This window comes from Stenotrophomonas sp. AGC87 (assembly GCF_057333975.1).
This window is the reverse complement of sequence record NZ_JBHFHW010000005.1, coordinates 1-22,252: the sequence shown is the minus strand read 5'-3', so window position 1 is coordinate 22,252 and position 22,252 is coordinate 1. Positions and strand designations below refer to the sequence as shown.

Here is a 22,252-nt window from a genome sequence, read left to right as displayed (position 1 = left end):
GCGGCCGCGCCGAAGGCCGTTACTCGGGCAGCACTTCCAGCGTGGCCACGTAGCTCAGGCGACGCTTCTTGGCCTCCTTGATCGAGGTCTTGCTGTCTTCGGTGCCGGTTTCCAGCCAGTACATGCCCGCTTCGGGCCAGGTGACGGCGAACTCGCCCTTGGCATCGGTGCTGACCTTGATCTCGTCCTGCGCGTTGCGGTACCGGGTGCCGCCGCGGGTGATCTCGAACGCCAGGCCGGCGGTCGGCTTGCCGTCGACCAGCACGCGGAAGCGCGCGGCCTCACCGGCGACCAGATCGTTCGGGTGCGCCAGCGCGATCATCTCGATGCCCTGGTTGGTCGGCTTGAGCGCGGTGTCGTTCGGGGTGCCGTTGGTGACGAAGGTTTCCACGCGACCGACCGACTGCGAAACCTGCAGGTTCCTGGCGTTCTTCGGCACTTCGGTGGCGAAGGTGGCGGGGGTGCCGCGCCAGCGCTTGGGCTTGCCGTCCTCTTCCCAGCTGGCCGACAGACCGTTGTTGATCGTGGCCAGGCGGTAAGTGCCCTGCTGGGTCAGCTCCACATCGAACACGCTGCGGAACTTGCCGGTCGCCGCGTTCTGCGGCTGCACGGTGCTGCCGTCCGGTGCGGTGATGACCAGGTTGTCCAGGCGCAGCGGCACGTGGTTGAAATAGAACAGGTCGTTGGAGACCGCCGCATCGACGGTGATCCACGGGTTGGTACCCGCGATCACGGTCTGCGAGGGCTGCAGCCAGGCCTTGTGGGCCTGGGCGGAGAACGGAAGTGCGGCGGCCATGGCGGCGGCGAGGACGAGCGTGCGCTTCATCGAAAAACTCCAGGTGGATGGGGGGATCAGGGCTTGGCGGTCAGGGTGACCAGGCCGAGTTCGGTCGCGCCCTGGGCCTTGCCGGACTGGGCGGACGTGGCCGGCCAGGTGAAGGGAATCTTGAGCAGTTCGCGGCCGCCGACTTCGCGTACCGCTTCCACCACGAGGGTGTAGTTGCCCGGTGCCAGCGCCTTGAGCGCCGGCTGCTTGTCGCTGAAGGAGAGCGCGTGCTTGCCGACCGGGCGGGTCGGGCCGGTCACGCCGTCCACCGGCACCTCCAGCGTGCGGCCGCTCTTGCGCCACCACTGGCGCAGGTCGGGCAACCACTTGGTGCCATGGCCTTCGGCGTTGCCGGTCTGCTGGTACCAGACGGAGAGGTTGGCGGCGACCTTCTGGTCGGCCCCTTCCAGCCACACGGCCACATACGGGCGGTGGTACTCGGCCACGTTGAGCTTGGGCACCTCGACGTTGATGTCCAGGGTGGTGGCATAGGCCGGCGATGTGGCCAGCAGGCCGCTCAGGGCGATGGTCAGGGTGACGCGCATGGTGCGGCTCCGGAAGGGACGGTCAGTGGATGAGAATCAGGGCGATCAGCAGCGGGATCAGCAGGCCCAGGCCGACCAGCGGCCAGGTCATGCGGCGCTGGCGGGCATGCAGGTGCAGCAGGAACAGGCCGGTGATGCAGAACACCAGGCAGGCCACGGCGAAGATATCCAGGAACCAGCCCCAGGCTGGCCCGGCGTTGCGCCCTTTGTGCAGATCGTTGAAATAGGACACCCAGCCGCGCGCGGTGGATTCGTATTCCACATCGCCCGTTTCGCGGTCGATGCTCAGCCAGGCATCGGCCCCCGGGCTGGGCATGGAGAGATAGATTTCGCCATCGGACCATTCGGCCGGGCGGCGACCGATCGAGATGCCGAGCTGCGCATCCAGCCAGCGGCTGGCCACGCGGGGCAGGGGGGCATTGCCGTCGGCGCGGTCGCCGAGCTTGCCGAGCAGCTCGGCAGGCAGCGCCAGCTGGCGGCTGACCACCTCCGGCTTGGCTTCGATCCTGGCCGCGTGGTTCAACGTGATGCCGGTCGCGGCGAACAGCAGCATGCCGATCAGGCACACCGCCGAGCTGATCCAGTGCCACTGGTGCAGCGTACGCAGCCAGAAGCCGCGGCGTTGTTGTTGCACGCTGGAAGAGGGAGCGCTGGTGGCCACGGTCGGGAGAGAGAGTACTGAGGGGCGAATTACACCATTGATGAGAATGATTCGCAATTTGTGAAAAAAGAAGGCAGCGTTCCGTTGCCGGCGCGCTGCCCGAGGTCAAGGCCAGCGGCGACGTCACTCAGGACGCCGCCGCGGTGTGCCTCAGAACTTGGCGTTCAATGAGATCCAGTAGCTGCGACGCTGATCCTTGGTGGAATAGTCATCCACACAGCTGTAGTCGCTCTCGCTGATCAGCACGCAGGACTGCGAGACGAAGTTCTTGTCGAACAGGTTGTTGACCCGCGCGTTGACGGTCAGCCACTTGTTGATATCCCAGCTGCCGCCGAGGTGGAAGATGGTGTAGTCCTCGTAATAGCGGGTCTGCGAGCTGCTCACGCCGCCCACGTTGCTGACCAGCGTGTCGCGGTAGCGGTCGTAGCGGCCTTCGCCGATCAGCGACAGGCTCACCGCCTCGCTGATCTGCCAGTTCAGGCTGGCATTGGCCATGTGCTTGGCCGGGTTGCCGGTGATCGGCAGGCCCTTGCCGGTGCCACTGGTCTGCTCGCTCTTGGTCCAGGTGTAGTTGCCGCGCAGCTGCAGGTTGTCCAGCAGATCGACCTGGGCCGCCGCTTCCACGCCACGGGTCTCGGCCTTGTCGATGTTCACGCTCTGGCCGAAGGTGCTGTAGCCCAGCTCGGCCCAGCCCGGGCCGATATCCACGCAGTAGCTGCCATCGTTCGGGGCGACTTCGCAGTTGGCGAAGGTGCCGCCGCTGGCGATCTTGTCATCGAACTTGTTGAGGAAGCCGGTGAGGTTGAAGCCCCAGCGATCGCCCTCGTAGTACGCGGCGATTTCGTAGTTGGTGCTGGTCTCCGGCTTGAGATTCGGCGAGCCGACCAGCGGGATCACGCCCTGGCCACCGAAGCCGACGATGCCCGGGAACAGCTGATCCGGGCGGGGGGTCTTGTAGCCGGTGCTGACGCCGCCCTTGACGGTCCAGGCATCGTTGGCGTTCCACACCAGGTAGGCACGCGGGCTGACGTGGCTGCCGAAGATGTTGTGGTCGTCATAGCGCACGCCGACGGTGGCGGTCAGGGTGTCGGTCAGCGACCAGTTGTCCTCGGCGAACAGCGCCCACATGCGGTGCTGCTGCTTCACGTTGTTCTTGTAGCCGGCGCCGTCCATGCCGAACACGCCGTCGATCATGTCGGTATCGTTGTACTGGCCGCCGACGGTCAGCTTGTGCGCGCCGAAGGTGAGATCGAGCATGGTGTCCAGCACGTTGCCCTTCAGTTCCATCGTGCGCAGCGGGCGCGGCAGGAAGGCCTGCAGGCGCGCCATCTCGGCTGGGTTGAGCGCAGCCAGACCATTGCGTGCGCTGGCGGCGCAGTTGGCGGCGGCGCCGGTGCGGCGGCAGACGTCGTTCCACAGGCCCTGCAGATCGGCGCGCTCATCCAGCGTCAGCGGCAGCGAGCGGCCGAGGTTGTTGCTGGTGATGTGGGTCAGCGTGGTCTGCCAGGTGCCGAATTCATAGCGGCCCTGGTGGGTCAGTGCCAGTTGGTCGCGCTCATAGCGCTGGTAGGCGGTGTAACCCACGCGCGGCTGCACCACGCGGCGGGGAATGTTGCCGGTGCCGTTCGGGTTGGGGATCGTGGCAGTGCCGACGCGCCACAGGCTGGCCAGGCTGTCCAGGGTGCCGGTCTGGCCTTCGCTGTTGTCGTACTTCTGGCGCGACACGTCGTAGTCCAGCCACAGCTCGTGGTCGTCATTGACGATGAAGTTCAGGCGCAGGCCGGTGTTCCAGTTGGTGTTGGCCACCGCCTTGCCGCCGGCACCGAAGCCGATGCTGCGCGACCACATCGTGCCGTCCGGCAGCGGCAGATCGTCCCATTCCGGGTTGGAGGCTTTGGCGTCGTAGTAGCTGCCGCGCACCGACAGGCCCAGGCGGTCCTTGATCAGCGGGCCGCTCAGGTAGACATCGGTGCTGCGTGCATCACCGAACTGGTCGTCCTGCTGCACCGTGAAGCCCTGGGTGACCGCGCCATGCCACTCGGTCTGGTTGCGGCGGGTGATGATGTTGATCACCCCGCCCATGGCATCGGAGCCGTACAGCGTGGACATCGGGCCGCGCACCACCTCGATGCGTTCGATCGCATCCAGCGGCGGCATGTAGGAGAACTGGCCACCGCCGAAGTTGTTCGGGTACAGGTTGCCGGCGTTGCTCTGGCGGCGACCGTCGATCAGCACCAGGGTGTAGTCCGACGGCATGCCGCGCATGGAAATGGTGGCGCGGCCGTTCTTGTCGGTCGGCTCCATGCCCACGTCGATGCCTTCCACGTCGCGCAGCGCATCCACCAGGCTGGTGTACGGGCGCTTGCTCAGCTCTTCGCGGCTGATGACGCTGATGCTGGCCGGGGCATCGGCGATCTTCTGCTCGAAGCCGGCGGCGGTGACGACCACCTTGTCCAGCGTGGTCGGGCCGGCCGCGTCGCCGTGGGCGAAGGCCGGGGCGCTCAGCGCACCGAGCAGGGCGATGGACAGGGTGCAGCGGGACAGGGACATGCGACGACGATGGCGCTGGGCCATGGGGGTAACCTCGAAAAGAAGAACGCGGACGCAACGTGGCAGGCCGCAGGGCGGCAACACGCGCAGGAATCAGGAAGGCCCGGAAGCGGGCAGAACGCGCAGGACCGCAGACAGGCGCGATGGCGCTGCCGGCAGTGTGGATCAGCCCTGCGGAGGGGCCTGGCCGCGCTGGACGCGCAGGCCGGGTGTCGCCGGCAGCGGCGTGGCCGGTGCCGAATCAATGGCGGGCACGACCCGCGGCGGCTGTGCCACCAGGGTGGCCATCAGCGCATCCAGCGATTCCACGACCGGTGGCAGCGACGGCTGCGGCGGTGGCGTGGAAGCAGGGCGCGTGCTGGCGAGCCGGCGCGGCTTGGCCGGGGCGTCTTCCTGCGGTGCGGTCTCACCACCGCCCGCCGGGCGCTCGTCCATTGGCATCTGCAGGACCATCACGGTGCTGCCGGGGGCAACGCGCTCCAGTACCGGCAGGCCGGCCAGCAGCAGCGACAGCAGGCCCAGCCACGCCAGCACGGTCGACAACGCGTGCTGCCGCCCGCGCATGGCGGGAGCAAAGCTGCGATGGCGGTGTGGATGGCGCAAGACGAGCCCCTGTGGAAGCGGCCAGTCGATCAGCCGACCGGCAACGCGGCGGGATTGTAGGTGAGATTCGTTAGCGGACGCAAATGAGAATGATTAATGATGCGGGGCCCACAGGTGTGTCAGCCCTTGTAATCACGCAGCCAGCGCCCGGATCGAGGGATGGGGCGAGGCCGCCAAGGTGGGGCGCAGGTGAGCCAGAAACGACGGACTGCCGTGGGCAAGTGCGCGCCGCAGCCACTGCGCCGCACCGTCGATATCCCCGGCGGCGAGCAGCAACGAGGCATGGCTGGCCTGGCCGCGGAAGTCGCCGGCCTCGGCCGAGCGCCGATACCAGGCCGGCGCCGCAGCGGGATCGGCCGCCACGCCGATCCCATCCTCCAGACAGCGGCCGACCAGATTCATTGATTTGGCATGGCCGAGCCGCGCGGCGCGCAGATACAGCGCGAACGCGGCGCGTTCGTCGCGGGCCACGCCTCGCCCGGTAGCCAGCAGGTTGGCCAGGTTGTACTGGCCCCAGTCCAACTCGGCCTGCGCGGCCTTGCGGTACCAGACCGCCGCGAGCACCGGATTGACCGGCGTGCCGCTGCCGAGTTCATGGCAACGGCCAAGCATGTTCATGGCGATCGCCAGGCCACCATTGGCGGCGCGCTCGAACCAGAGCACGGCGGCGGCAGCATCGGGCGCGATCCCGCGTCCTTCCATCCGCGCCTGGCCGAGCAGGAACTGCGCCTGCGGATCGCCGCGCTGTGCGGTAGCTTCCAGGGTGGCGAGTGCGGCGGCTGGATCGTGCTGAAGCTGGTCGGCCAGTGCCGCCACGTCGAGCGCAGCCAAGGGGGCCTCAGACATCGGCCCACTGCCGCAGCAGGTTGTGATACACGCCGGTCAAGTTCACCAGTGCGGGGTGTTCGGGGTGGTCATGGGTGAGCCGGCGGATCGAGACATCCAGATCCCACATCAGGCGCCGCTGGCTGTCATCACGCAGCATGCTCTGGATCCAGAAGAACGAGGCCAGCCGCGTGCCGGCGGTGACCGGGGTGACCTGGTGCAGGCTGGTGCCCGGGTACAGCACCATGTGGCCGGCCGGCAGTTTGACCCGCTGGTTGCCGTAGGTGTCTTCGATCACCAGTTCGCCGCCCTCGTACTCGTCCGGATCGCTCAGGAACAACGTGGCCGAAAGATCGGTGCGCACCGGCTGCGGTTGGCCCGGGGCGGTGTAGTCGTAGCGCACCGCGTTGTCGACATGGAACCCGAAGGTCTGCCCCGGCTGATAGCAGTTGAACAGCGGCGGGAAGATGCGACGTGGCAGCGCGGCCGAGAAGAAGGTGCTGTTGCGGCCCAGCGCATCGAGGATGGCCGAGCCGACCGCACGTGCGGCCGGATCCGATTCGGGCAACTGCAGGTTGTGCTTGGCCTGCGCGGACTGGTAGCCCGCGGTCAGGCGGCCGTCGGTCCAGCCGGCCGTGGCCAGCTGCTGGCGGGCCTGGGTGACCTGCTCGGCGGTGAGGACGTCGGGGATGTGCAGCAGCATGGTGGGCTCCAGCCCCTCCCGCACGAGCGCGCGGGAGGGGGCGTATCGCTTAGAACGTGAAGTTGAAGGCCAGCGTGGCCGAACGACCCGGCGCGATGGCGGCGTAGTGCGAAGCGTACGCCTTGGTGAAGTAGGTTTTGTTGGTCAGGTTCTGCACGTTCAACTGCAGGCTGTAGCGCTCGCTGAAGGCGTAGCCGACCATTGCATCCCAACGGGTGTAGGAGGGCACCCACTTGGTGTTGTTGACGTTGCCGTAGACCTTGTCCACGTAGTTGGCACCCGCGCCCAGGCTCAGGCCCGGCACGAACGACGGCGCCCACGTGGTCCACAGGCTGGCGCTGTGCTTGGCGGTGTTGGGGAACGCGTTGCCGTTGAACGGCGAGGGCACGTAGACGCCGTTGACCAGCGCGAAGCCGTTGTCCTCGACCACCGCATCCAGGTAGGTGTAACCACCGAAGACCTGCCAACCCTCCACGATCGTGCCGCTGAAGCCCAGCTCGGCGCCCTTGACCTTCTTGGTGCCGGCGTTCTGCGTGGTGCCTGCATCGCTGGTCACGCGCGCGTTGCTCATTTCGGTCTGGAAGATCGCACCGGTCAGCGACAGGCGGGCATCGAACAGATCCCACTTGGTGCCCAGCTCGATGTTGCGGCTGCGCTGCGGTTTGAGGTCCTGGATGGTCGCGCTGATGCCGTCGGCGCCGTCGCCGCCGTCCACGCCGACCGGGGTGGAGGAGGTGCCCCAGGAGACGTAGATGCTGCCGTTTTCCACCGGCTTGAACACCAGGCCGGCCTGGCCGTTCCAGAACGAGGTGTCGTTGCGCAGGTGCTGCAGGTTGGCCGCCGCAGTAGGGTTGAACTGGTGGGTGTTGTAGTCGTCGAAGCGCGCACCCAGGTTCAGCATCCACTGCTCGCTGAAGCTGATCGTATCGAACACATAGGCCGATTTGGTGCGGGTGGTCTGGCGCACGTCGCGGGCCGGATCGCTGCGGGTGACGGTGTGCGTGGCCGACCACGGATCCTTGGGGTTCGGATTGGTCAGATCGGTGCAGTTGTAGCCGGTCGCCGCACCGGTGCTCGGGCAGCTCTGGTTGCCGGTCAGCGGGTTGTTGGTGCCTGCGGTGGTCTGGCCATTGGGGCGACGCACATCGGCGATCGCGTAGGTGCCGCGCACGGTCTTTTCGCTGCTGTACTCGACGCCGGCGTTGAAGCTGTGGCGCAGCGGGCCGGTTTCCAGCTCACCGGTCACGCTGGTCTGGTTGACGAAGCTGTCGGTCTGCGTGGCGCGTGCATTGGTACGGCGCCAGACGGTGCCGAACAGGTTGGGGTTGCCCTTGCTGTCGTCCGGCTGGGTCCACAGGTAGTCGTTGCGAGTGTCGCCGTAGCGGGTGATGTTGCGCAGGACGATGCCGCCGAAATCATGCGACAGGTTCAAGGTGGTGATGTCCGCCTTGGTCTTCTGGAAGTCACGGTCGACCAGGCCATAGAACGCGTCGCGGTTGGTCACGATCGGGCTGCCGTCGCCATTGAGCGCCACGTTCGGGCCGCTGGTGAACGGGTTGTTGTACGGGAAGCCGCCGGCATCGGGCAGGTCGTCGGTTTCCATGTGGTAGTGGCTGATCACCGCCTGGGTCGGGCCGTTCAGGCCGAACGCCAGCGATGGCGCGATGCCCCAGCGGCTGCTGTTCACCTCATCACGGCCAGCCACGTCGGCATCGTGCTTCATGATGTTCACGCGCGCGGCGATGCCGTCGCCGATCACCTGGTTCGCATCCAGCGTGCCACGACGGTAGCTGTCGGTGCCGGCGGCCAGGCTGCCGGACACGACGTTCTCCAGCTTGGGCGTCTTGCTGACCAGGCTGATGGTGCCGCCGGCCGAGCCGCGGCCGGAGTAGGCCGAGCTCGGGCCCTTGACCACATCGATCTGCTCGATGGCGAACACTTCACGGGTCTGGCTGCCGGCATCGCGGATGCCATCCACATAGATGTCCGAGGCCGAATCGAAGCCGCGGATGAAGGGGCGGTCACCGGTCGGGTTGCCGCCTTCGCCGGCACCGAAGGTGATGCCCGGCACGGTGCGCAGCGCATCGAGCAAGGTGGTCGCGGCGGTCTGCTCGATCACCTGCTGGGAAATCACGCTGACCGACTTGGGCGTATCCAGCAGCGGTGCAGTGAACTTGGACGACTGCGCGCGGACGCGCTCGCCATGGACATCGACGCCGTCCAGTTCGGTGGCGCGCTGCGGATCGGCGGCAGCGTCGGTCTCGGCATGGGCGATGGCGGGGGCGGCGATGGCCAGCAGCAGGGCGGACGACAACGGAGTCGGGCGGACGGTCATGGTGATTCCTGGGAAGACGGACAAAGGCCGGACGGCACGCGGCGGTCACGGCGGAGCGGAGGCAGGTGGGGGAAAACGGACAGGCGGCCGACGGCGGCGCGGTGGCGCAGGCGTGGCGGGCATCGACGCGCAGCAGCGTCGACGCCGGGATCAGGCGTAGGGAGGCGCGTGGCCGGGGTTGAGCCGCAGCGAGGGTTCCAGCCGCTGCCAACGCAGCGCGTCGGCGCGCCACAGCGGCACCCGCGCGACCCACGGTGCGCGGCGCAGGCGAGGCAGCACCGCCGGGTGGCCGGCCTCGGGGTCTGGGCCGGTCTCGGCTGTCAGGCTGGGCTCGGCGAACGGCAGCTCCGGCGCAGGCGCAGGCGCGGTGGGCGCGGTGACCCGAAGCATGCTGCCGGCGTCCACTATCGCTGGGGTCTGGCCCGCCGCCGGGGAGCGCCCGGCGTTACCGGAACTGCCGGCGCTCAGCCAGCCGCATGCCAGCAGCACCACGCAGAACGTGGCCCACAGGGCGGCGATACCAAGGGCGGAGCGGTTGGCGGACACGGCTTACCGGGCAGGAGCGGCCGGGTGGCCGCAATGCCTATGGTAATAGGAACAATTCGCGTTTTCAAAACGCCGGCGTTCAGCCCGGCTCAGTCGCGGTCGTCGCGGGCCCAGACGGCGTCGTGTTCCCGCTTGACCGGGAACTTCGCGACCGGCGAGTAGGCCGGGGCGCACAGTGCGGCCCCGTCGCGGATATCGAAGCGGGCCCCGTGCAGGACGCACTCGATGCTGGCCTCGATGGTATCAAAGGTGCCCGAGGACAGCTCGAACTCGTCGTGGGTGCACTGGTCTTCCAGCGCGTACAGCTCGCCGTCCAGGTTGAACACCACGATCGGCGTGCCGGTCACTTCATCAAAGGTGCTCTTCATCTCGCCCGGCAGCAGCTCGGCGCTGGCGCAGACGAAGGTCCAGGTATCGCTCACGCCGGCACCGCCAGCGGCTTTTCCAGGATCTCGAAGCGCAGATCGTCGCGCTTGGGGATGCCGAAGCGTTCATCGCCATACGGGAAGGGCTTTTTGATGCCGGTGCGCTGGTAGCCGCGGCGCTCGTAGAAGGCGATCAGCTCGTCGCGGATGTCGATCACCGTCATCTGCATGACCGGCACGCCCCACTCGCGCGCGGCGTGGGCTTCGGCGGCCAGCATCACCTGCTTGCCGATGCCGCCGCCCTGCTGGGACGGGGCCACCGAGAACATGCCGAAGTAGCCCTTGCCCTGGTCATCGGCCACGTGCGCGCAGGCCAGCAGCTGGCCGTCGCGTTCGGCGAGCAGGATGGTGCTGCGCGGGCGCTCGATGTCGGCCTGCAGGCCCTGCGGGTCGATGCGGGCGCCATCGAGGATGTCGGCCTCGGTGGTCCAGCCGGCGCGGCTGGCCTCGCCCCGGTAGGCGGAGGTGACAAGGGTGACGAGGGCGGGGATGTCGGCCAGCGTGGCGGCGCGGTAGGTGAGGGTGCTCATGCGGCCATTTTAGGCTGGTCGGGGCCGGGACGGAAACGACCGGGGCCGGCAACAAAAAACGCCGTGGCAGGCCACGACGTTCCGGTGGGACATAGACGGGCGAAGGCTCAGCCCAGCAGCTTGCGCACCTTGTTCAGCGCCACGATGAAGCGCTCGATCTCGTCATGCGTGTTGTAGAACGCCAGCGAGGCGCGGCAGGTCGCGGCGACCCCGTAGTACTGCAGCAGCGGGTGCGCACAATGCTGGCCCGAGCGCACGGCGACGCCTTCCAGATCGAGCAGGGTGGCCAGATCGTGCGAATGCGCGCCGTCCACCAGGAAGGAGACCACCGCCGCCTTGTCCGGCGTGGTGCCGAAGATGCGCAGGCCCTCGATCTTGTTCAGCTCTTCGGTGAAGTGCGCCAGCAGCTCGCCTTCGCGGGCTTCCACGTGCTCCAGGCCCAACGACGCGAGGTAATCCACCGCCACGCCCAGGCCGATGAAACCGGCGATGTTCGGGGTACCGGCTTCGAACTTGTGCGGGGCGTCGTTGAACACGGTGCCTTCGAAGCTGACTTCCTTGATCATCTCGCCACCGCCGAGGAACGGCGGCATGGCGTCCAGATGCTCACGCTTGGCCCACAGCGCGCCGGTGCCGGTCGGGCCGCACATCTTGTGGCCGGTGATGGCATAGAAGTCGCAGCCGATCGCGGGGATGTCGACCTTGCGGTGCGGCACGGCCTGCGAGCCATCCACCACGGTGACGATGCCGCGCTTGCGGGCTTCGCGGCAGATCTCGCGGACGGGGTTGACCGTGCCCAGCACGTTGGAGACGTGGGCAACCGCGAGCAGCTTGACCTCGGGGGTCATCGCCGCACGCAGTGCATCCAGATCCAGGGCGCCCTCCGGGGTGATCTCGGCCACGCGGATCGTCGCGCCGGTGCGCTGGGCGACCAGTTGCCACGGCACGATGTTGGCGTGGTGTTCCATGCGCGAGACCAGGATGACATCGCCGGCCTTCAGCCGTGGCAGTGCCCACGAATAGGCGACCAGGTTGATCGCGAACGTCGTGCCGCTGCACAGCACCAGCTCGCTGGCGCGCACATTGAGGAGGCGTGCCAGCTTGTTGCGCGCGCCTTCGTAGGCATCGGTCGCCTCGGTGCCGAGCGCATGCACGGCACGGCTGACGTTGGCGTTGTAGCGGCGGTAGAACTCGTCCACCGCGCCGATCACCTGCACCGGCTTCTGGCCGGTGTTGGCGTTGTCGAAATACACCAGCGGCTTGCCGTGCACTTCGCGCATCAACAGCGGGAAGTCCAGGCGCACGCGGTCCCAATCGGGTGCGGCGCCGGTATCGGCGACCGGGCGCGGCGTGGACAGGTTCATGCCACGCCCGCCAGGGCCAGCGCACGGTCGAGCTGGGCGGTGAGCTGCTCGGTCAGGCGCGCGTCGAGGGCGTTCAGCGGTTCATGGCAGAACGCCGCGCTCAGCAGCTGCTGCGCGCGATCGGCCGGCAGGCCGCGCGAGCGCAGGTAGAACAGCGCATTGGCATCGAGCTGGCCGACCGTGGCGCCGTGGGCAGCCTTCACTTCGTCAGCATCGATCACCAGCGTGGGCTGGGTGTCGATCTCGGCATCGGCGGAGAGCAGCAGGTTCTTGTTGGAGAGGTTGGCGTCGGTGCCATCGGCGCCTTCGCGGATGTGGATGCCACCGTGGAAGACCACGCGGCTGCGGTTGGCCGCCACACCACGCCAGACCATTTCCGAGGCGGTATCGCGTGCGATGTGCTCGATGCCCAGGCGGGTGTCGACATGGCGGCGGCCGTTGCCAAGCAGCACGCCGTTGGCGGTCAGCTGGGCGTTGTCGCCTTCCAGGCGGACGTTAAGCTCATGGCGGCTCAGCGCGGCGCCCAGTTCCAGATCGACACGGCGGTACTGCGCGTTGCGGGCCAGCACGGCGTCGGTGCGCAGCAGCGAGGTGGCGCGGGTGGCATCGGCCTGCACGCGGGCGTGCGAGAGCACGGCATCCTGCGCCAGGTGGACGTGCACCAGGGTGTTGTCCAGGTGCGCGGCATCACCGACATGCAGGTGGTGCTCGACCACGCCCAGTGCAGCGCCAGCACGAAGTTCGATCAGGTGGCGGTGGTGCCAGGACAGATCGGTATCGCCGGCCACGCTGATGAACACCAGCTGCAGCGGCGCCTCGACCTGCACGCCTGCGTCCACGCGCAGCAGCACGCCTTCATCGGCAAGCGCAGCGTTGAGGCGGGCGAACACTTCCTCGCTGCGCTCGAAGCGGCGCCCGAGGAAACGAGCGGCTTCATCGCCCGCGGCCAGTGCCGAAGACAGGGTGGCCAGCTGCACACCGGCCGGCACCGCAGCGACATCGCTCAGCGCGCCGGACGGGCGACCATTGACGAACACCAGCCGCGGCGACGGGATGTCGGCCAGCAGGGCGGCATCGACCACGGCCGGGGCAAGTGGGGCGGGCTTGAAGCTGCGACGCTCCAGCTGGCGCAGGGAGGTGTATTTCCAGGCTTCGGTACGCGGGCCGGGCAGGCCAGCCTGCAGGGCGGCATCCAGCTCGGCGCGACGTGCATCGCTGCCGCAGAAGCCGCTGGCGAGGGAATCGAGCAGGGCGCTCATCAGACCGCTGCCTCCGGCACCACACGGTCCTTCAGGAAGTGGTAGCCATGGGCTTCCAGTTCCAGGGCCAGTTCCGGGCCGCCGCTCTGCACGATCTTGCCGTCGGCCAGCACGTGCACCACGTCCGGCTTGATGTAATCGAGCAGGCGCTGGTAATGGGTGATCACGATGAAGGAACGGTCCGGCGAACGCAGCGCATTGACGCCGTCGGCCACGCTCTTGAGCGCGTCGATATCCAGGCCGGAGTCGGTTTCATCCAGGATCGCCAGCTTCGGCTCGAGCACGGCCAGCTGGAAGATCTCGTTGCGCTTCTTCTCGCCACCGGAGAAGCCTTCGTTGACGCCACGGTGCAGCAGCTCGTCCTTCAGGTGCAGCACGGCCAGCTTCTGGCGGACCAGCTTGAGGAACTGCATCGAATCCAGTTCTTCCTCACCACGCGCCTTGCGCTGGGCGTTGAGCGCGGCGCGCAGGAAGTAGGTGTTGTTCACGCCGGGGATTTCCACCGGGTACTGGAAGGCCAGGAACAGGCCGGCGGCGGCGCGTTCTTCCGGTGCCAATTCGAGCAGATCACGGCCTTCGAACTGCACGCTGCCTTCGCTCACGTCATAGCCATCGCGGCCGGCCAGGACGTTGCCCAAGGTGGACTTGCCGGCGCCGTTGGGGCCCATGATGGCGTGCACCTGGCCGGGCTTCACGTCGAGCGAGAGGCCCTTGAGGATTTCTTTGTCGCCGATGCGTGCGTGGAGGTTGTCGATCTTCAACATGTCGATAATCGTCTTGTCAGATAGGGGAACTGGAGGCAGCGCGACTCAGAGGTCGTATTCGCTGCGCTCGAGGAATTCGTTGCGCAGGTAAGTGACCCGCGCGGTGGTCAAGGCCGCCTTGGCGCCGGAATACAGCATCGGGTACATCGAGCCGTACAGCAGGCGAGGGTTCTCGTTCTCGCCCACCGGGTAGCGCGCGTCCAGATCGGCGTCGCGCAGCTGGACCCACAGGCGCTGCGCGGCTTTCATCTTTGCCAGTGCGACCGGCTCGCCGGCCAGCTTGGCCACGATCTGACGGTACACTGCGTTCAGTTCGGCATCGGCCTGCTTGAACTCGCCGTCAGCGCAGGCATTGAGCTCGAGCTGGTTGCCACCCGGATCGCATTTCACGTCCTGCGCGGCCACCGGCGCCACCGCGCCCAGCAGCAGACCCAGGCTGATCAGGACGCGGATCATCCGACCGAGCCTTCCAGGCTGACTTCCAGCAGCTTCTTGGCTTCCACCGCGAACTCCATCGGCAGCTCGCGGAAGACCTGCTTGCAGAAGCCATCGACGATCATCGAGACCGCGTTTTCCTGGTCGATGCCGCGGGCGCGGCAATAGAACAGCTGGTCGTCGGAGATCTTGGAGGTGGTCGCTTCGTGCTCGACCGTCGCGCTGGGGTTCTTCACCTCGATGTAGGGGAAGGTGTGCGCGCCGGACTTCTTGCCGATCAGCAGGGAATCGCACTGGGTGTAATTGCGCGCGCCCTCGGCACCGCGATCGATCTTCACCAGGCCACGGTAGGTGTTCTGGCCATGGCCGGCGCTGATGCCCTTGCTGACGATCTTGCTCTTGGTGCGCTTGCCGATGTGGATCATCTTGGTGCCGGTGTCGGCCTGCTGACGATGGTGGGTCAGCGCGACCGAGTGGAACTCGCCGACCGAATCATCGCCAAGCAGCACGCACGACGGGTACTTCCAGGTGATCGCCGAGCCGGTCTCGACCTGGGTCCAAGTGACCTTGCTGCGCGCACCACGGCATTCGGCACGCTTGGTGACGAAGTTGTAGATGCCGCCCACGCCGTTCTCATCGCCCGGGTACCAGTTCTGCACCGTGGAGTACTTGATCTCGGCATCTTCCAGCGCGACCAGCTCGACCACCGCGGCATGCAGCTGGTTCTCATCGCGCATCGGCGCGGTGCAGCCTTCCAGGTAGGACACGTACGCCTTGTCCTCGCAGATGATCAGCGTGCGCTCGAACTGGCCGGTGTGGCCGGCGTTGATGCGGAAGTAGGTGCTCAGTTCCATCGGGCAACGCACGCCCTTGGGGATGAACACGAAGCTGCCATCGGAGAACACCGCCGAGTTGAGCGCGGCGAAGTAGTTGTCGCCGACCGGCACCACGGTACCCAGGTACTGTTTGACCAGCTCCGGGTGTTCCTTGATCGCTTCGGACATGGAGCAGAAGATCACGCCCTTCTCGGCCAGTTCCTTGCGGAAGGTGGTGCCGACCGAAACCGAATCGAACACCGCATCCACGGCGACGCCGGCCAGCTTGGCGCGCTCATGCAGCGGCACGCCGAGCTTGTCGTAGGTGTCCAGCAGTTCCTTGGGCACGTCGTCCAGCGAGGCGTACTTCGGGCCCTTGGGCGCGGAGTAATAGCTCAGCGCCTGCAGGTCGATCTGCGCGATCTGCAGCTTGGCCCAGTCCGGCATCGGCATGGTCAGGAAGTGGCGGTAGGCGTCCAGGCGCCACTGCGTCATCCATTCCGGCTCGTCCTTCTTGGCCGACAGGGCACGGATGGTGTCCTCGTCCAGGCCGGGCGGCAACGAGTCCGATTCGATGTCGGTGATGAAGCCCGCCGAATACTTGCGGCCGAGCTGCTCATGGATCTCGCGGTTGGGGGTATCGCCGGTGGCGACGGTATCGAGGGTATCGGTGGCCATGGGGGCTGCCTGATCAGGAGACGACATCCGCCGCGATCGCGCGGCGGTGGGCGTCAACAAGGGGAAGAGGGGGCAGGATCTGCGCCAGGGTGACCGCGCGCAGCGCTTCGGACACCACGTCGTTGATCATCCGCCAGCTGCTGCGCGCGCCACACTGCAGCTCGCGGCCGCACTGGCTGTGGTCGTGGGCGCACTCGGTCAGGCCCAGTGGCCCTTCCATGGCTTCCACGATCTCGAACAGCGTGATCTGGTCTGCCGCGCGGGTCAGCCGGTAGCCGCCGCGGACGCCGCGCAGGCCTTCGACCAGACCGGCCTGGGCCAGCGGCTTGAGCAGCTTGCTGACGGTGGGCGGTTCCAGACGGGCGAACTCGGCCAGTTCAGTCGCACTGAGCACCTCGCCCGGGCGGGCAGCGAGCACGGTCAACACGACGGTGGCGTAATCGGTGAGCTTGGTGACGCGGAGCATGTCGGGTGCAGAACCATAAAGCGGACTGAAATTGTACGCTTTTCTCCGGCGGCATCCAACCCGCCCGTTCAGGCGCCCGCAGGGCGGCCCTGAGCCCATATTGAAGCGTATCGCTTTGGCAATCACAAAGATTAAGCGAGAATCGGGGCTTCCCACCGCAACGGTCAGCCAGATGCCCAAGAAGATCCAGGCCCGCAAGTCCACCATCCATGGCAATGGCGTGTTCGCGCTGGCGCCGATCAAGAAGGGCGAGCGGGTCATCCAGTACAAGGGTCTGCTGCGCAGCCACGCCGACGTGGACGCCGACGACACCGGGGATGTGGAAAGCGGTCATACCTTCCTGTTCACCCTCAATGACGACTACGTTATCGATGCGAACTACAAGGGCAACGACGCGCGCTGGCTCAACCACAGCTGCGATCCGAACTGCGAAGCGGTGATCGAGGAAGCCGAGGGTGACAACCGCCGCGAGGACAAGGTCTTCATCGAGGCGATCAAGGACATCAAGCCGGGCGATGAGTTGACCTACAACTATGGCATCACCCTGGCCGAGCGTCACACCGCGCGCCTGAAGAAGATCTGGGAATGCCGCTGCGGGTCGAAGAAGTGCACCGGCACGATGTTGCAGCCCAAGCGCTGATCCCACCGGTCGCCACCGACTCCCGATCGGTGGCTGTCCCGACACGCTGTGCACATCGTGGTCACCGCCGCCCAATGCACCCGTGGCCACACTGAGCGCTCCTACTTACTGGAGCCGCTCCATGGCACACGCACTCAACGGCAAGCACATCGCGATCCTCGCCACCGATGGCTTCGAACAGTCCGAGCTGCAGGAACCCAAGCGCCTGCTGGAATCCTGGGGCGCCTCGGTCAAGGTGATCGCCCCCGGTGACGCCCGCACGATCCGCGGCTGGAAAGACAAGGACTGGGGCGAGAACGTCACGGTCGATGCACCGCTGAAAGGCGCCAAGGCCGACGAGTACGACGCGCTGGTGCTGCCCGGCGGCGTGATCAATCCTGACAAGTTGCGCATCGACGCCGATGCGATCGCGCTGATCAAGGCCTTCGGTGGAGCGGGCAAGCCGGTTGCCGCGATCTGCCACGGCCCGTGGCTGCTGGTCGAGTCCGGCCTGGCCAAGGGCCGCAAGGTCACCTCGTGGCCGTCGCTGAAAACCGATCTGGGCAATGCCGGTGCCGAATGGACCGATGCCGAAGTGGTGGTGGATGGTGGCCTGATCACCAGCCGCAAGCCGGGGGATATTCCGGCCTTCGCCGATGCGGTGGCCAAGGCGTTGGCCGGTTGATCGTGTGGGCACCGACCCAGGTCGGTGCCCACCATCGCCTTATTTGCTGAGCAGCCCGGCCGGCACCAGCGCGCCGAGATCCTGGTTGAAGGTGACCACCAGCTTGCCGTTCTCCACCTGCGCCGACTGCACCTGCAGCGTGCCGAGCACCGCGGCCACGCTCGGGTCGATCTTGTAGATCGGCTCGCGCTGGGCGTAATCGGTGAGCCAGGCATTGAGCAGGCCGCGCGTACGCGAATCCAGCTTGCCGCCGTTGTTGGCCGGGGTGAAATCATCGACCGTCGGCTCCTGCAGGTGGAAGCCCTGGGTCTGCGCGTCATAGCGCAGGCCGCTGCTCAGCTTCACTTTACCCAGCGGCGCCGGGTTGCCGCCGGCGGTCGCCATGGCGACATCGAAACCCAGGTCCAGCCGGCTGCCCTGCGGAAGGGTCAGCTGCGGATGGCTCATCGTCATTGCGATCAGGCCCCCCAGCGCGTTCTGCGTGCGCGGGAAGCTGCCGTCGAGGTACTGCTGCACATCGGTGGCGCCGACCGACAACTGGCGGCCGGACACGCTGGGCGCGGCCTGCGCGCCAATGGCGGCGGCCAGCAGCACGGTGCAGGCGGCGAGGCGGGACAACAGCGGACGAACGTTCATGGCGGCAGGCCGTGGGGAATGAGATGCCAACAATAGCGCGCGCGGCTGAATCCAGCTTTGACGTACGTGGTCAGGTGGCGATGGCGCCCCCTGCCGATGCAGTCAGTTCAGTACCGGCTGGATCGAGGCGCCGTGGATCTCCCACCCGCTCCCATCCGCGCGTGGTTGCAGCCGATACCAGCCTTCGAAACGCAGGGTGCTTGTGCCGGTGCTGACCCGGATCTGGACCGGCACTTCGCGCAGGCGCGAAGGCTGGGCGGTGTCCCGTGCGATGGGCGCGCTGGTCTTGATGCGCAGCCCGCGGAAGTCGGGCAGTGCGCGAAGCGCGGCATCGTCCGGGTGACCGCCCGGGCTGCCGCCGGTCCACTGTGCGTCGGCGGTGGCGACGGCGCCCTGCGCCAATGCACTCAGATAGCGATGCACCAGCGAGGGCTCATCCAGTGCGTCGGCGGCCACTGCGCTGAGCGCGATCGGTGCCGCGGCGGTGGGTGGGGGCGTCGGTGCGCTGTCCTGCGGCGGCACGTCGTCGGCGTCCGCTGCGCCTTCGGGCGCCGCAGGTGACTCGGCCAAGGGCGGATGCTGCTGGCAGGAGCAGCCGTGCAGGAACAGCAGCGGAAGCAACAGGACGGCGCGGCGCATGCAGGACTCTCCCCGGAGAGCGCCGAGTGTAGCGCCACGCCCGGCGCTTGGCTCAGGGCGCGCCCTGGATCGACTCCAACGCGGCGAGCACCTCATCCAGCTGCGGTTGCAGCACGGTGAGCGGGTGGCTGGGTTCCTCGGCGTGGCGCTGGGCGAGATCGCGCAGCAGCTGGGTGGCCACGATGGCCGCGGCACGTTCGTCGCCGCTGAGCCCGGTGTTGCGCCGCGCGATTTCCAGCAGGCGCATCCAGTCCTGCTGTGCACGATGCTCCAGCTCGATGGTGCAGCGCCCGCTGCACTGCAGGCCGTCCTTTTCAATCGGGGTGACGGTGATGCGGTAACGCTGGGAAGAAGAGCTGGCCATGGCTGCCTGCGCGGTGGGGGACAAGGCCACCATAGGCTGCGATGCGTACCGCGACGACAGGCGCGGTCGCACGCAGTGTTCCACCCTGTGCGTTCCGGTCGGGCCTGCTCTGCCGTGGAGCGCGGCAGGACAGGCATCCGCACGGTTCTCGGGTATCCGCCGCGTGTTTGGCAACGCTGTGTTTCGCTGCGAATGCCGCGCCCAAAAAAACGGGACGGCGTGAGCCGTCCCGTTCGGTGCTGCAGGAAGCGCGCAGATTAGAGCGCGGCGTCCTTGAGCTTCTTGAGCGGACGCACCTTCAGCTTGGTGGACGCCGGCTTGGCGGCGAACCACTGCTCTTCCTTGGTGAACGGGTTGATGCCCTTGCGCTTCGGCTTGGCCGGCACGCTGACGGTGGAGATCTTCAGCAGGCCCGGCAGGGTGAAGCTGCCCGCGCCCTTCTTGTGCACCGAAGCGGCGACGGCGCCTTCCAGCGAGGCGAGCACGGCGCGCACGTCCTTGGCGACAACGCCGGACGCTTCAACGATGTGTGCAACCAGACCAGACTTGCTCAGCACTTCCTTGATCGGCTTGGGAGCGGCCGGCTTCGCGGCTGCCTTCGTAGCGACTTTCTTTACTGCCTTCTTCGGGGCAGCCTTCTTAGCGGTCTTTGCCATGGTTTCCTGTTCCGTGAACGGTTGGTTGTTTGGTCGCGCCGAACCCCGTCGGCAAGCGAAATGTAGGGCAACTATGGGGCGCCGCCAATAGGCAAACGCATAAAAATTCGTGATTTCCACGCCCTTCGTTACCGCAGTGCATCAGGTCATAGCCAAAAAACAGGGTCCGCCCTCGCGGCGGAGGCCATCGGTCATGGACCGTCGCACCCCGACTGTCGCACGAAAACCGCTTGAAAACAGCATCGATCTTGATGGCCGATTCAGCTGGGAGCGCCACCTGCCATGGAGCTGACGGCAGCCAGACACGGTGCTAACGCGGGGCGGTCTAGGCTGGCCTGGCCATTCATCCCGCAGGAGATCAACGATGGGTATTTCGCGTCATGCCACCGCGCATTGGGAAGGTGACCTCAAGACAGGCAAGGGACAATTGAGCACGCCCCAGAGCGGCTTGATGGACAAAACCCGCTATGCCTTCAGCAGCCGCTTCGGTGATGAGAAGGGCACCAACCCGGAAGAACTGATCGCCGCCGCACACGCCGGCTGCTTCACCATGGCGCTGTCGGCCAAGCTCACCGAGGCCGGTTTCGTGCCGACCTCGCTGGATACCGAAGCCAAGGTCGACCTCTCGATGGAGGGTGGGCCCCAGCTGTCGCAGATCACGTTGAAGGTGAAGGCCGTAGTGCCGAACATCGAGGCCACCCAGTTCCGTGCCATCGCCGACGACGCCAAGCAGAACTGTCCGGTCTCCAAGGCGCTCAGTGCGGTACCGATCAGCCTTGAGGCCGAGCTGGCCGGCTGATCCGCGCCCGCGATTGGTGCACAGCAGATTGTGATGGGAAAGCGGCGGCCGCATAGTCGCCGCTTTCCTGTTGTGGGGTATCTGCATGCGTCCGACCGCTCTTGCCGCCCTGATGGCCTGCCTGCTGGCCGGCACCGCGCAGGCCGATGTGCGCCTGCTGACCGCCGCCACCATCCATACCGGGGATCCCGACGCGCCGGCGGCCACCGCGCTGGCGTGGGATACCGACACCGGGCGCGTGCTCGCCGTCGGTGATCGCCAGGCACTGTTGACGCTGTACCCACTGGCGGCGCTGACCGACGTTGGCCAGGCCACCGTGATCCCGGGGCTGATCGATGCCCATGCACACCTGATGTTCCTGGGCGGCACCCTGATGCAGGCCGACCTGACCGGTGCGACCAGTACCCAGGACATCGTGGCGCGCCTGCAGCGCTTTGCGGCCGACAATCCCGAGGGCTGGCTGCTGGGCAGCGGCTGGGACCAGAACCGGTGGCCGGACAAGCAGTTCCCGACCGTGGCCGACCTCGACGCGGCGTTCCCGGACCGGCCGGTCTGGTTGGGTCGCATCGATGGTCACGCGGGCTGGGGCAACAGCGCGGCACTGCGCGCGGTCGCACGGCAGCCCGGCCAACGCGCGTTGAAGGGCAGCTGGCAGCCGGCCGGCGGGCGCATCGTGCGCGATGCCAAGGGGCAGCCGAGCGGGGTGTTCGTCGATGAAGCGATGACCCTGGTGCAGGCGGCGATCCCAACGCCAAGCGACGCCGCCCGCGAGCAGATGCTGACCCGCGCACTGGATAAAGCGGTCAGCCAAGGCCTGACCGGTGTGCACGACATGGGCGTATCGCGCGCCGATCTGGCCCTGATGCGCCGCTTCGCCGATGCCGGCACGCTGCCGCTTCGCATCGATGCGTATGCCGATGGCAATGGCGATGCCCTCGCTGATCTGTGTGCACAGGGCGCGTACCAGCATGCCGGTGGCCGCCTGGAAATGCGCGGGGTCAAGCTCTTCATGGACGGCGCGCTGGGCAGCCGCGGTGCCGCCCTGTTGGCCGATTACAGCGACGACCCGCACAACCGCGGGTTGCTGGTGACCTCGCCGGCCGATTTTGAAACGGCGGTGCGCAAGGCCGATGGCTGTCACATCCAGGTCGCCACCCACGCGATCGGGGATCGTGGCAACCGGATTGCACTGGATACCTATGCCAAGGTGCTGGGCGAGCGCCGGGGCAGCGACCATCGCTGGCGGATCGAGCATGCGCAGGTGGTGGCGCTGGAGGACATTCCGCGCTTTGCCCAGCTCGGTGTGATCGCCTCGATGCAACCTACCCACGCCACCTCGGACATGGGCTGGGCGCAGGATCGGGTCGGTCCCGAGCGCATCCTTGGGGCCTATGCGTGGCGGCGGATGCTGGGCTCCGGTGCCCGGCTCGCGCTGGGTTCGGACTTCCCGGTGGAACAGGTGGATCCGCGCCTGGGCCTGTATGCCGCCGTCACCCGCCAGGACCGTACCGGCCAACCGCCGGC

25 protein-coding genes are annotated in these 22,252 nt (G+C 67.1%); 4 read left to right on the top strand and 21 right to left on the bottom strand.

Annotated elements, in window-relative coordinates; all coding sequences use genetic code 11:
• Positions 1 to 19: 19 nt before the first annotated feature.
• From ACE026_RS02955 to ACE026_RS02875, 17 genes are all read right to left on the bottom strand, one after another.
• On the bottom strand, positions 20 to 826 hold the full coding sequence (locus ACE026_RS02955) for a DUF4198 domain-containing protein (protein ID WP_486037728.1): 807 nt from the start codon (positions 824 to 826) through the stop codon (positions 20 to 22).
• A 26-nt stretch (positions 827 to 852) separates the two neighbouring features.
• Positions 853 to 1,371, bottom strand: a complete 519-nt coding sequence (locus tag ACE026_RS02950; RefSeq protein WP_313217466.1) for a DUF2271 domain-containing protein — start codon at positions 1,369 to 1,371, stop codon at positions 853 to 855.
• Positions 1,372 to 1,393: 22 nt separating this feature from the next.
• Positions 1,394 to 2,032 (bottom strand): PepSY-associated TM helix domain-containing protein, encoded by a 639-nt coding sequence (locus ACE026_RS02945; RefSeq protein ID WP_152153521.1) that lies wholly within the window; start codon positions 2,030 to 2,032, stop codon positions 1,394 to 1,396.
• Positions 2,033 to 2,182: 150 nt separating this feature from the next.
• Entirely contained in the window at positions 2,183 to 4,606 is a 2,424-nt protein-coding gene (locus ACE026_RS02940) for a TonB-dependent receptor domain-containing protein (protein WP_486037725.1), read from the bottom strand.
• A 141-nt stretch (positions 4,607 to 4,747) separates the two neighbouring features.
• The gene (locus tag ACE026_RS02935; RefSeq protein WP_486037723.1) at positions 4,748 to 5,185 is read right to left on the bottom strand and encodes a hypothetical protein; all 438 of its coding nucleotides are present in this window, start codon (positions 5,183 to 5,185) and stop codon (positions 4,748 to 4,750) included.
• Positions 5,186 to 5,317: 132 nt separating this feature from the next.
• Positions 5,318 to 6,031 carry a tetratricopeptide repeat protein gene (locus ACE026_RS02930; RefSeq protein WP_486037722.1) on the bottom strand — a complete coding sequence of 238 codons (714 nt, stop codon included), beginning with the start codon at positions 6,029 to 6,031 and terminating at the stop codon, positions 5,318 to 5,320.
• On the bottom strand, positions 6,024 to 6,713 hold the full coding sequence (locus ACE026_RS02925) for a Fe2+-dependent dioxygenase (RefSeq protein ID WP_486037720.1): 690 nt from the start codon (positions 6,711 to 6,713) through the stop codon (positions 6,024 to 6,026). Before ACE026_RS02925 ends, ACE026_RS02930 begins: the two co-directional genes overlap by 8 nt.
• Positions 6,714 to 6,762: 49 nt before the next feature.
• A complete protein-coding gene (locus ACE026_RS02920) occupies positions 6,763 to 9,048 on the bottom strand; it encodes a TonB-dependent receptor (RefSeq protein ID WP_486037718.1) in 2,286 nt (761 codons plus the stop codon).
• Between the two features lie 150 nt (positions 9,049 to 9,198).
• On the bottom strand, positions 9,199 to 9,438 hold the full coding sequence (locus ACE026_RS02915; protein ID WP_486037716.1) for a hypothetical protein: 240 nt from the start codon (positions 9,436 to 9,438) through the stop codon (positions 9,199 to 9,201).
• Between the two features lie 245 nt (positions 9,439 to 9,683).
• Positions 9,684 to 10,016: a non-heme iron oxygenase ferredoxin subunit gene (locus tag ACE026_RS02910; RefSeq protein WP_486037714.1), complete on the bottom strand. Its 333-nt coding sequence runs from the start codon at positions 10,014 to 10,016 to the stop codon at positions 9,684 to 9,686.
• Positions 10,013 to 10,549 (bottom strand): GNAT family N-acetyltransferase, encoded by a 537-nt coding sequence (locus ACE026_RS02905; RefSeq protein WP_486037712.1) that lies wholly within the window; start codon positions 10,547 to 10,549, stop codon positions 10,013 to 10,015. Before ACE026_RS02905 ends, ACE026_RS02910 begins: the two co-directional genes overlap by 4 nt.
• 107 nt (positions 10,550 to 10,656) lie before the next feature.
• Complete coding sequence (locus ACE026_RS02900; protein WP_486037710.1) at positions 10,657 to 11,913, bottom strand: cysteine desulfurase; 1,257 nt, start codon at positions 11,911 to 11,913, stop codon at positions 10,657 to 10,659.
• On the bottom strand, positions 11,910 to 13,172 hold the full coding sequence (gene sufD, locus ACE026_RS02895) for a Fe-S cluster assembly protein SufD (RefSeq protein ID WP_486037709.1): 1,263 nt from the start codon (positions 13,170 to 13,172) through the stop codon (positions 11,910 to 11,912). Before sufD ends, ACE026_RS02900 begins: the two co-directional genes overlap by 4 nt.
• Entirely contained in the window at positions 13,172 to 13,936 is a 765-nt protein-coding gene (gene sufC, locus ACE026_RS02890) for a Fe-S cluster assembly ATPase SufC (RefSeq protein WP_123728594.1), read from the bottom strand. The genes sufD and sufC overlap by 1 nt, the downstream gene beginning before the upstream one ends.
• 45 nt (positions 13,937 to 13,981) lie before the next feature.
• Positions 13,982 to 14,392: a lysozyme inhibitor LprI family protein gene (locus ACE026_RS02885; RefSeq protein ID WP_346466303.1), complete on the bottom strand. Its 411-nt coding sequence runs from the start codon at positions 14,390 to 14,392 to the stop codon at positions 13,982 to 13,984.
• Entirely contained in the window at positions 14,389 to 15,864 is a 1,476-nt protein-coding gene (sufB, locus tag ACE026_RS02880; protein ID WP_259261287.1) for a Fe-S cluster assembly protein SufB, read from the bottom strand. Before sufB ends, ACE026_RS02885 begins: the two co-directional genes overlap by 4 nt.
• Before the next feature lie 13 nt (positions 15,865 to 15,877).
• Positions 15,878 to 16,330 carry an SUF system Fe-S cluster assembly regulator gene (locus ACE026_RS02875; RefSeq protein WP_026070170.1) on the bottom strand — a complete coding sequence of 151 codons (453 nt, stop codon included), beginning with the start codon at positions 16,328 to 16,330 and terminating at the stop codon, positions 15,878 to 15,880.
• Positions 16,331 to 16,502: 172 nt separating this feature from the next.
• On the opposite strand from ACE026_RS02875, the gene ACE026_RS02870 reads away from it, so the two are divergent.
• Both ACE026_RS02870 and ACE026_RS02865 read left to right on the top strand, forming a co-directional pair.
• Entirely contained in the window at positions 16,503 to 16,970 is a 468-nt protein-coding gene (locus ACE026_RS02870) for an SET domain-containing protein (RefSeq protein WP_176990804.1), read from the top strand.
• 121 nt (positions 16,971 to 17,091) lie between these two features.
• Positions 17,092 to 17,634, top strand: coding sequence for a type 1 glutamine amidotransferase domain-containing protein (locus ACE026_RS02865; protein ID WP_486037705.1), 543 nt, complete (start codon positions 17,092 to 17,094; stop codon positions 17,632 to 17,634).
• A gap of 39 nt (positions 17,635 to 17,673) precedes the next feature.
• Here ACE026_RS02865 and ACE026_RS02860 read toward each other — a convergent pair whose 3' ends face one another.
• From ACE026_RS02860 to ACE026_RS02845, 4 genes are all read right to left on the bottom strand, one after another.
• Entirely contained in the window at positions 17,674 to 18,270 is a 597-nt protein-coding gene (locus ACE026_RS02860; RefSeq protein ID WP_088432783.1) for a YceB family lipoprotein, read from the bottom strand.
• A 102-nt stretch (positions 18,271 to 18,372) separates the two neighbouring features.
• Positions 18,373 to 18,909 (bottom strand): hypothetical protein, encoded by a 537-nt coding sequence (locus ACE026_RS02855; protein WP_486037703.1) that lies wholly within the window; start codon positions 18,907 to 18,909, stop codon positions 18,373 to 18,375.
• A gap of 52 nt (positions 18,910 to 18,961) precedes the next feature.
• Positions 18,962 to 19,306, bottom strand: a complete 345-nt coding sequence (locus ACE026_RS02850; protein WP_313217492.1) for a DUF3861 family protein — start codon at positions 19,304 to 19,306, stop codon at positions 18,962 to 18,964.
• A gap of 224 nt (positions 19,307 to 19,530) precedes the next feature.
• Positions 19,531 to 19,929, bottom strand: coding sequence for an HU family DNA-binding protein (locus tag ACE026_RS02845; protein ID WP_019185677.1), 399 nt, complete (start codon positions 19,927 to 19,929; stop codon positions 19,531 to 19,533).
• Positions 19,930 to 20,293: 364 nt separating this feature from the next.
• Between ACE026_RS02845 and ACE026_RS02840 the strand changes: the two genes are divergently transcribed.
• Together ACE026_RS02840 and ACE026_RS02835 are read left to right on the top strand one after the other, a co-directional pair.
• Positions 20,294 to 20,728, top strand: coding sequence for an OsmC family protein (locus ACE026_RS02840; protein WP_123728599.1), 435 nt, complete (start codon positions 20,294 to 20,296; stop codon positions 20,726 to 20,728).
• 85 nt (positions 20,729 to 20,813) lie between these two features.
• A partial coding sequence (locus tag ACE026_RS02835) for an amidohydrolase (protein ID WP_486037700.1) occupies positions 20,814 to 22,252 on the top strand: 1,439 nt, incomplete at its 3' end.

Coding starts and splice junctions, on each gene's coding strand:
- ACE026_RS02950 (WP_313217466.1), bottom strand. CDS start 1,371: ATGCGCGTCACCCTGACCATCGCCCTGAGCGGCCTGCTGGCCACATCG.
- ACE026_RS02925 (WP_486037720.1), bottom strand. CDS start 6,713: ATGCTGCTGCACATCCCCGACGTCCTCACCGCCGAGCAGGTCACCCAG.
- ACE026_RS02955 (WP_486037728.1), bottom strand. CDS start 826: ATGAAGCGCACGCTCGTCCTCGCCGCCGCCATGGCCGCCGCACTTCCG.
- ACE026_RS02900 (WP_486037710.1), bottom strand. CDS start 11,913: ATGAACCTGTCCACGCCGCGCCCGGTCGCCGATACCGGCGCCGCACCC.
- ACE026_RS02905 (WP_486037712.1), bottom strand. CDS start 10,549: ATGAGCACCCTCACCTACCGCGCCGCCACGCTGGCCGACATCCCCGCC.
- ACE026_RS02920 (WP_486037718.1), bottom strand. CDS start 9,048: ATGACCGTCCGCCCGACTCCGTTGTCGTCCGCCCTGCTGCTGGCCATC.
- ACE026_RS02870 (WP_176990804.1), top strand. CDS start 16,503: ATGCCCAAGAAGATCCAGGCCCGCAAGTCCACCATCCATGGCAATGGC.
- ACE026_RS02845 (WP_019185677.1), bottom strand. CDS start 19,929: ATGGCAAAGACCGCTAAGAAGGCTGCCCCGAAGAAGGCAGTAAAGAAA.
- ACE026_RS02915 (WP_486037716.1), bottom strand. CDS start 9,438: ATGCTTCGGGTCACCGCGCCCACCGCGCCTGCGCCTGCGCCGGAGCTG.
- ACE026_RS02930 (WP_486037722.1), bottom strand. CDS start 6,031: ATGTCTGAGGCCCCCTTGGCTGCGCTCGACGTGGCGGCACTGGCCGAC.
- ACE026_RS02885 (WP_346466303.1), bottom strand. CDS start 14,392: ATGATCCGCGTCCTGATCAGCCTGGGTCTGCTGCTGGGCGCGGTGGCG.
- ACE026_RS02840 (WP_123728599.1), top strand. CDS start 20,294: ATGGGTATTTCGCGTCATGCCACCGCGCATTGGGAAGGTGACCTCAAG.
- sufC (WP_123728594.1), bottom strand. CDS start 13,936: ATGTTGAAGATCGACAACCTCCACGCACGCATCGGCGACAAAGAAATC.
- ACE026_RS02855 (WP_486037703.1), bottom strand. CDS start 18,909: ATGCGCCGCGCCGTCCTGTTGCTTCCGCTGCTGTTCCTGCACGGCTGC.
- ACE026_RS02940 (WP_486037725.1), bottom strand. CDS start 4,606: ATGGCCCAGCGCCATCGTCGTCGCATGTCCCTGTCCCGCTGCACCCTG.
- sufD (WP_486037709.1), bottom strand. CDS start 13,172: ATGAGCGCCCTGCTCGATTCCCTCGCCAGCGGCTTCTGCGGCAGCGAT.
- ACE026_RS02875 (WP_026070170.1), bottom strand. CDS start 16,330: ATGCTCCGCGTCACCAAGCTCACCGATTACGCCACCGTCGTGTTGACC.
- ACE026_RS02865 (WP_486037705.1), top strand. CDS start 17,092: ATGGCACACGCACTCAACGGCAAGCACATCGCGATCCTCGCCACCGAT.
- ACE026_RS02860 (WP_088432783.1), bottom strand. CDS start 18,270: ATGAACGTTCGTCCGCTGTTGTCCCGCCTCGCCGCCTGCACCGTGCTG.
- ACE026_RS02850 (WP_313217492.1), bottom strand. CDS start 19,306: ATGGTGGCCTTGTCCCCCACCGCGCAGGCAGCCATGGCCAGCTCTTCT.
- sufB (WP_259261287.1), bottom strand. CDS start 15,864: ATGGCCACCGATACCCTCGATACCGTCGCCACCGGCGATACCCCCAAC.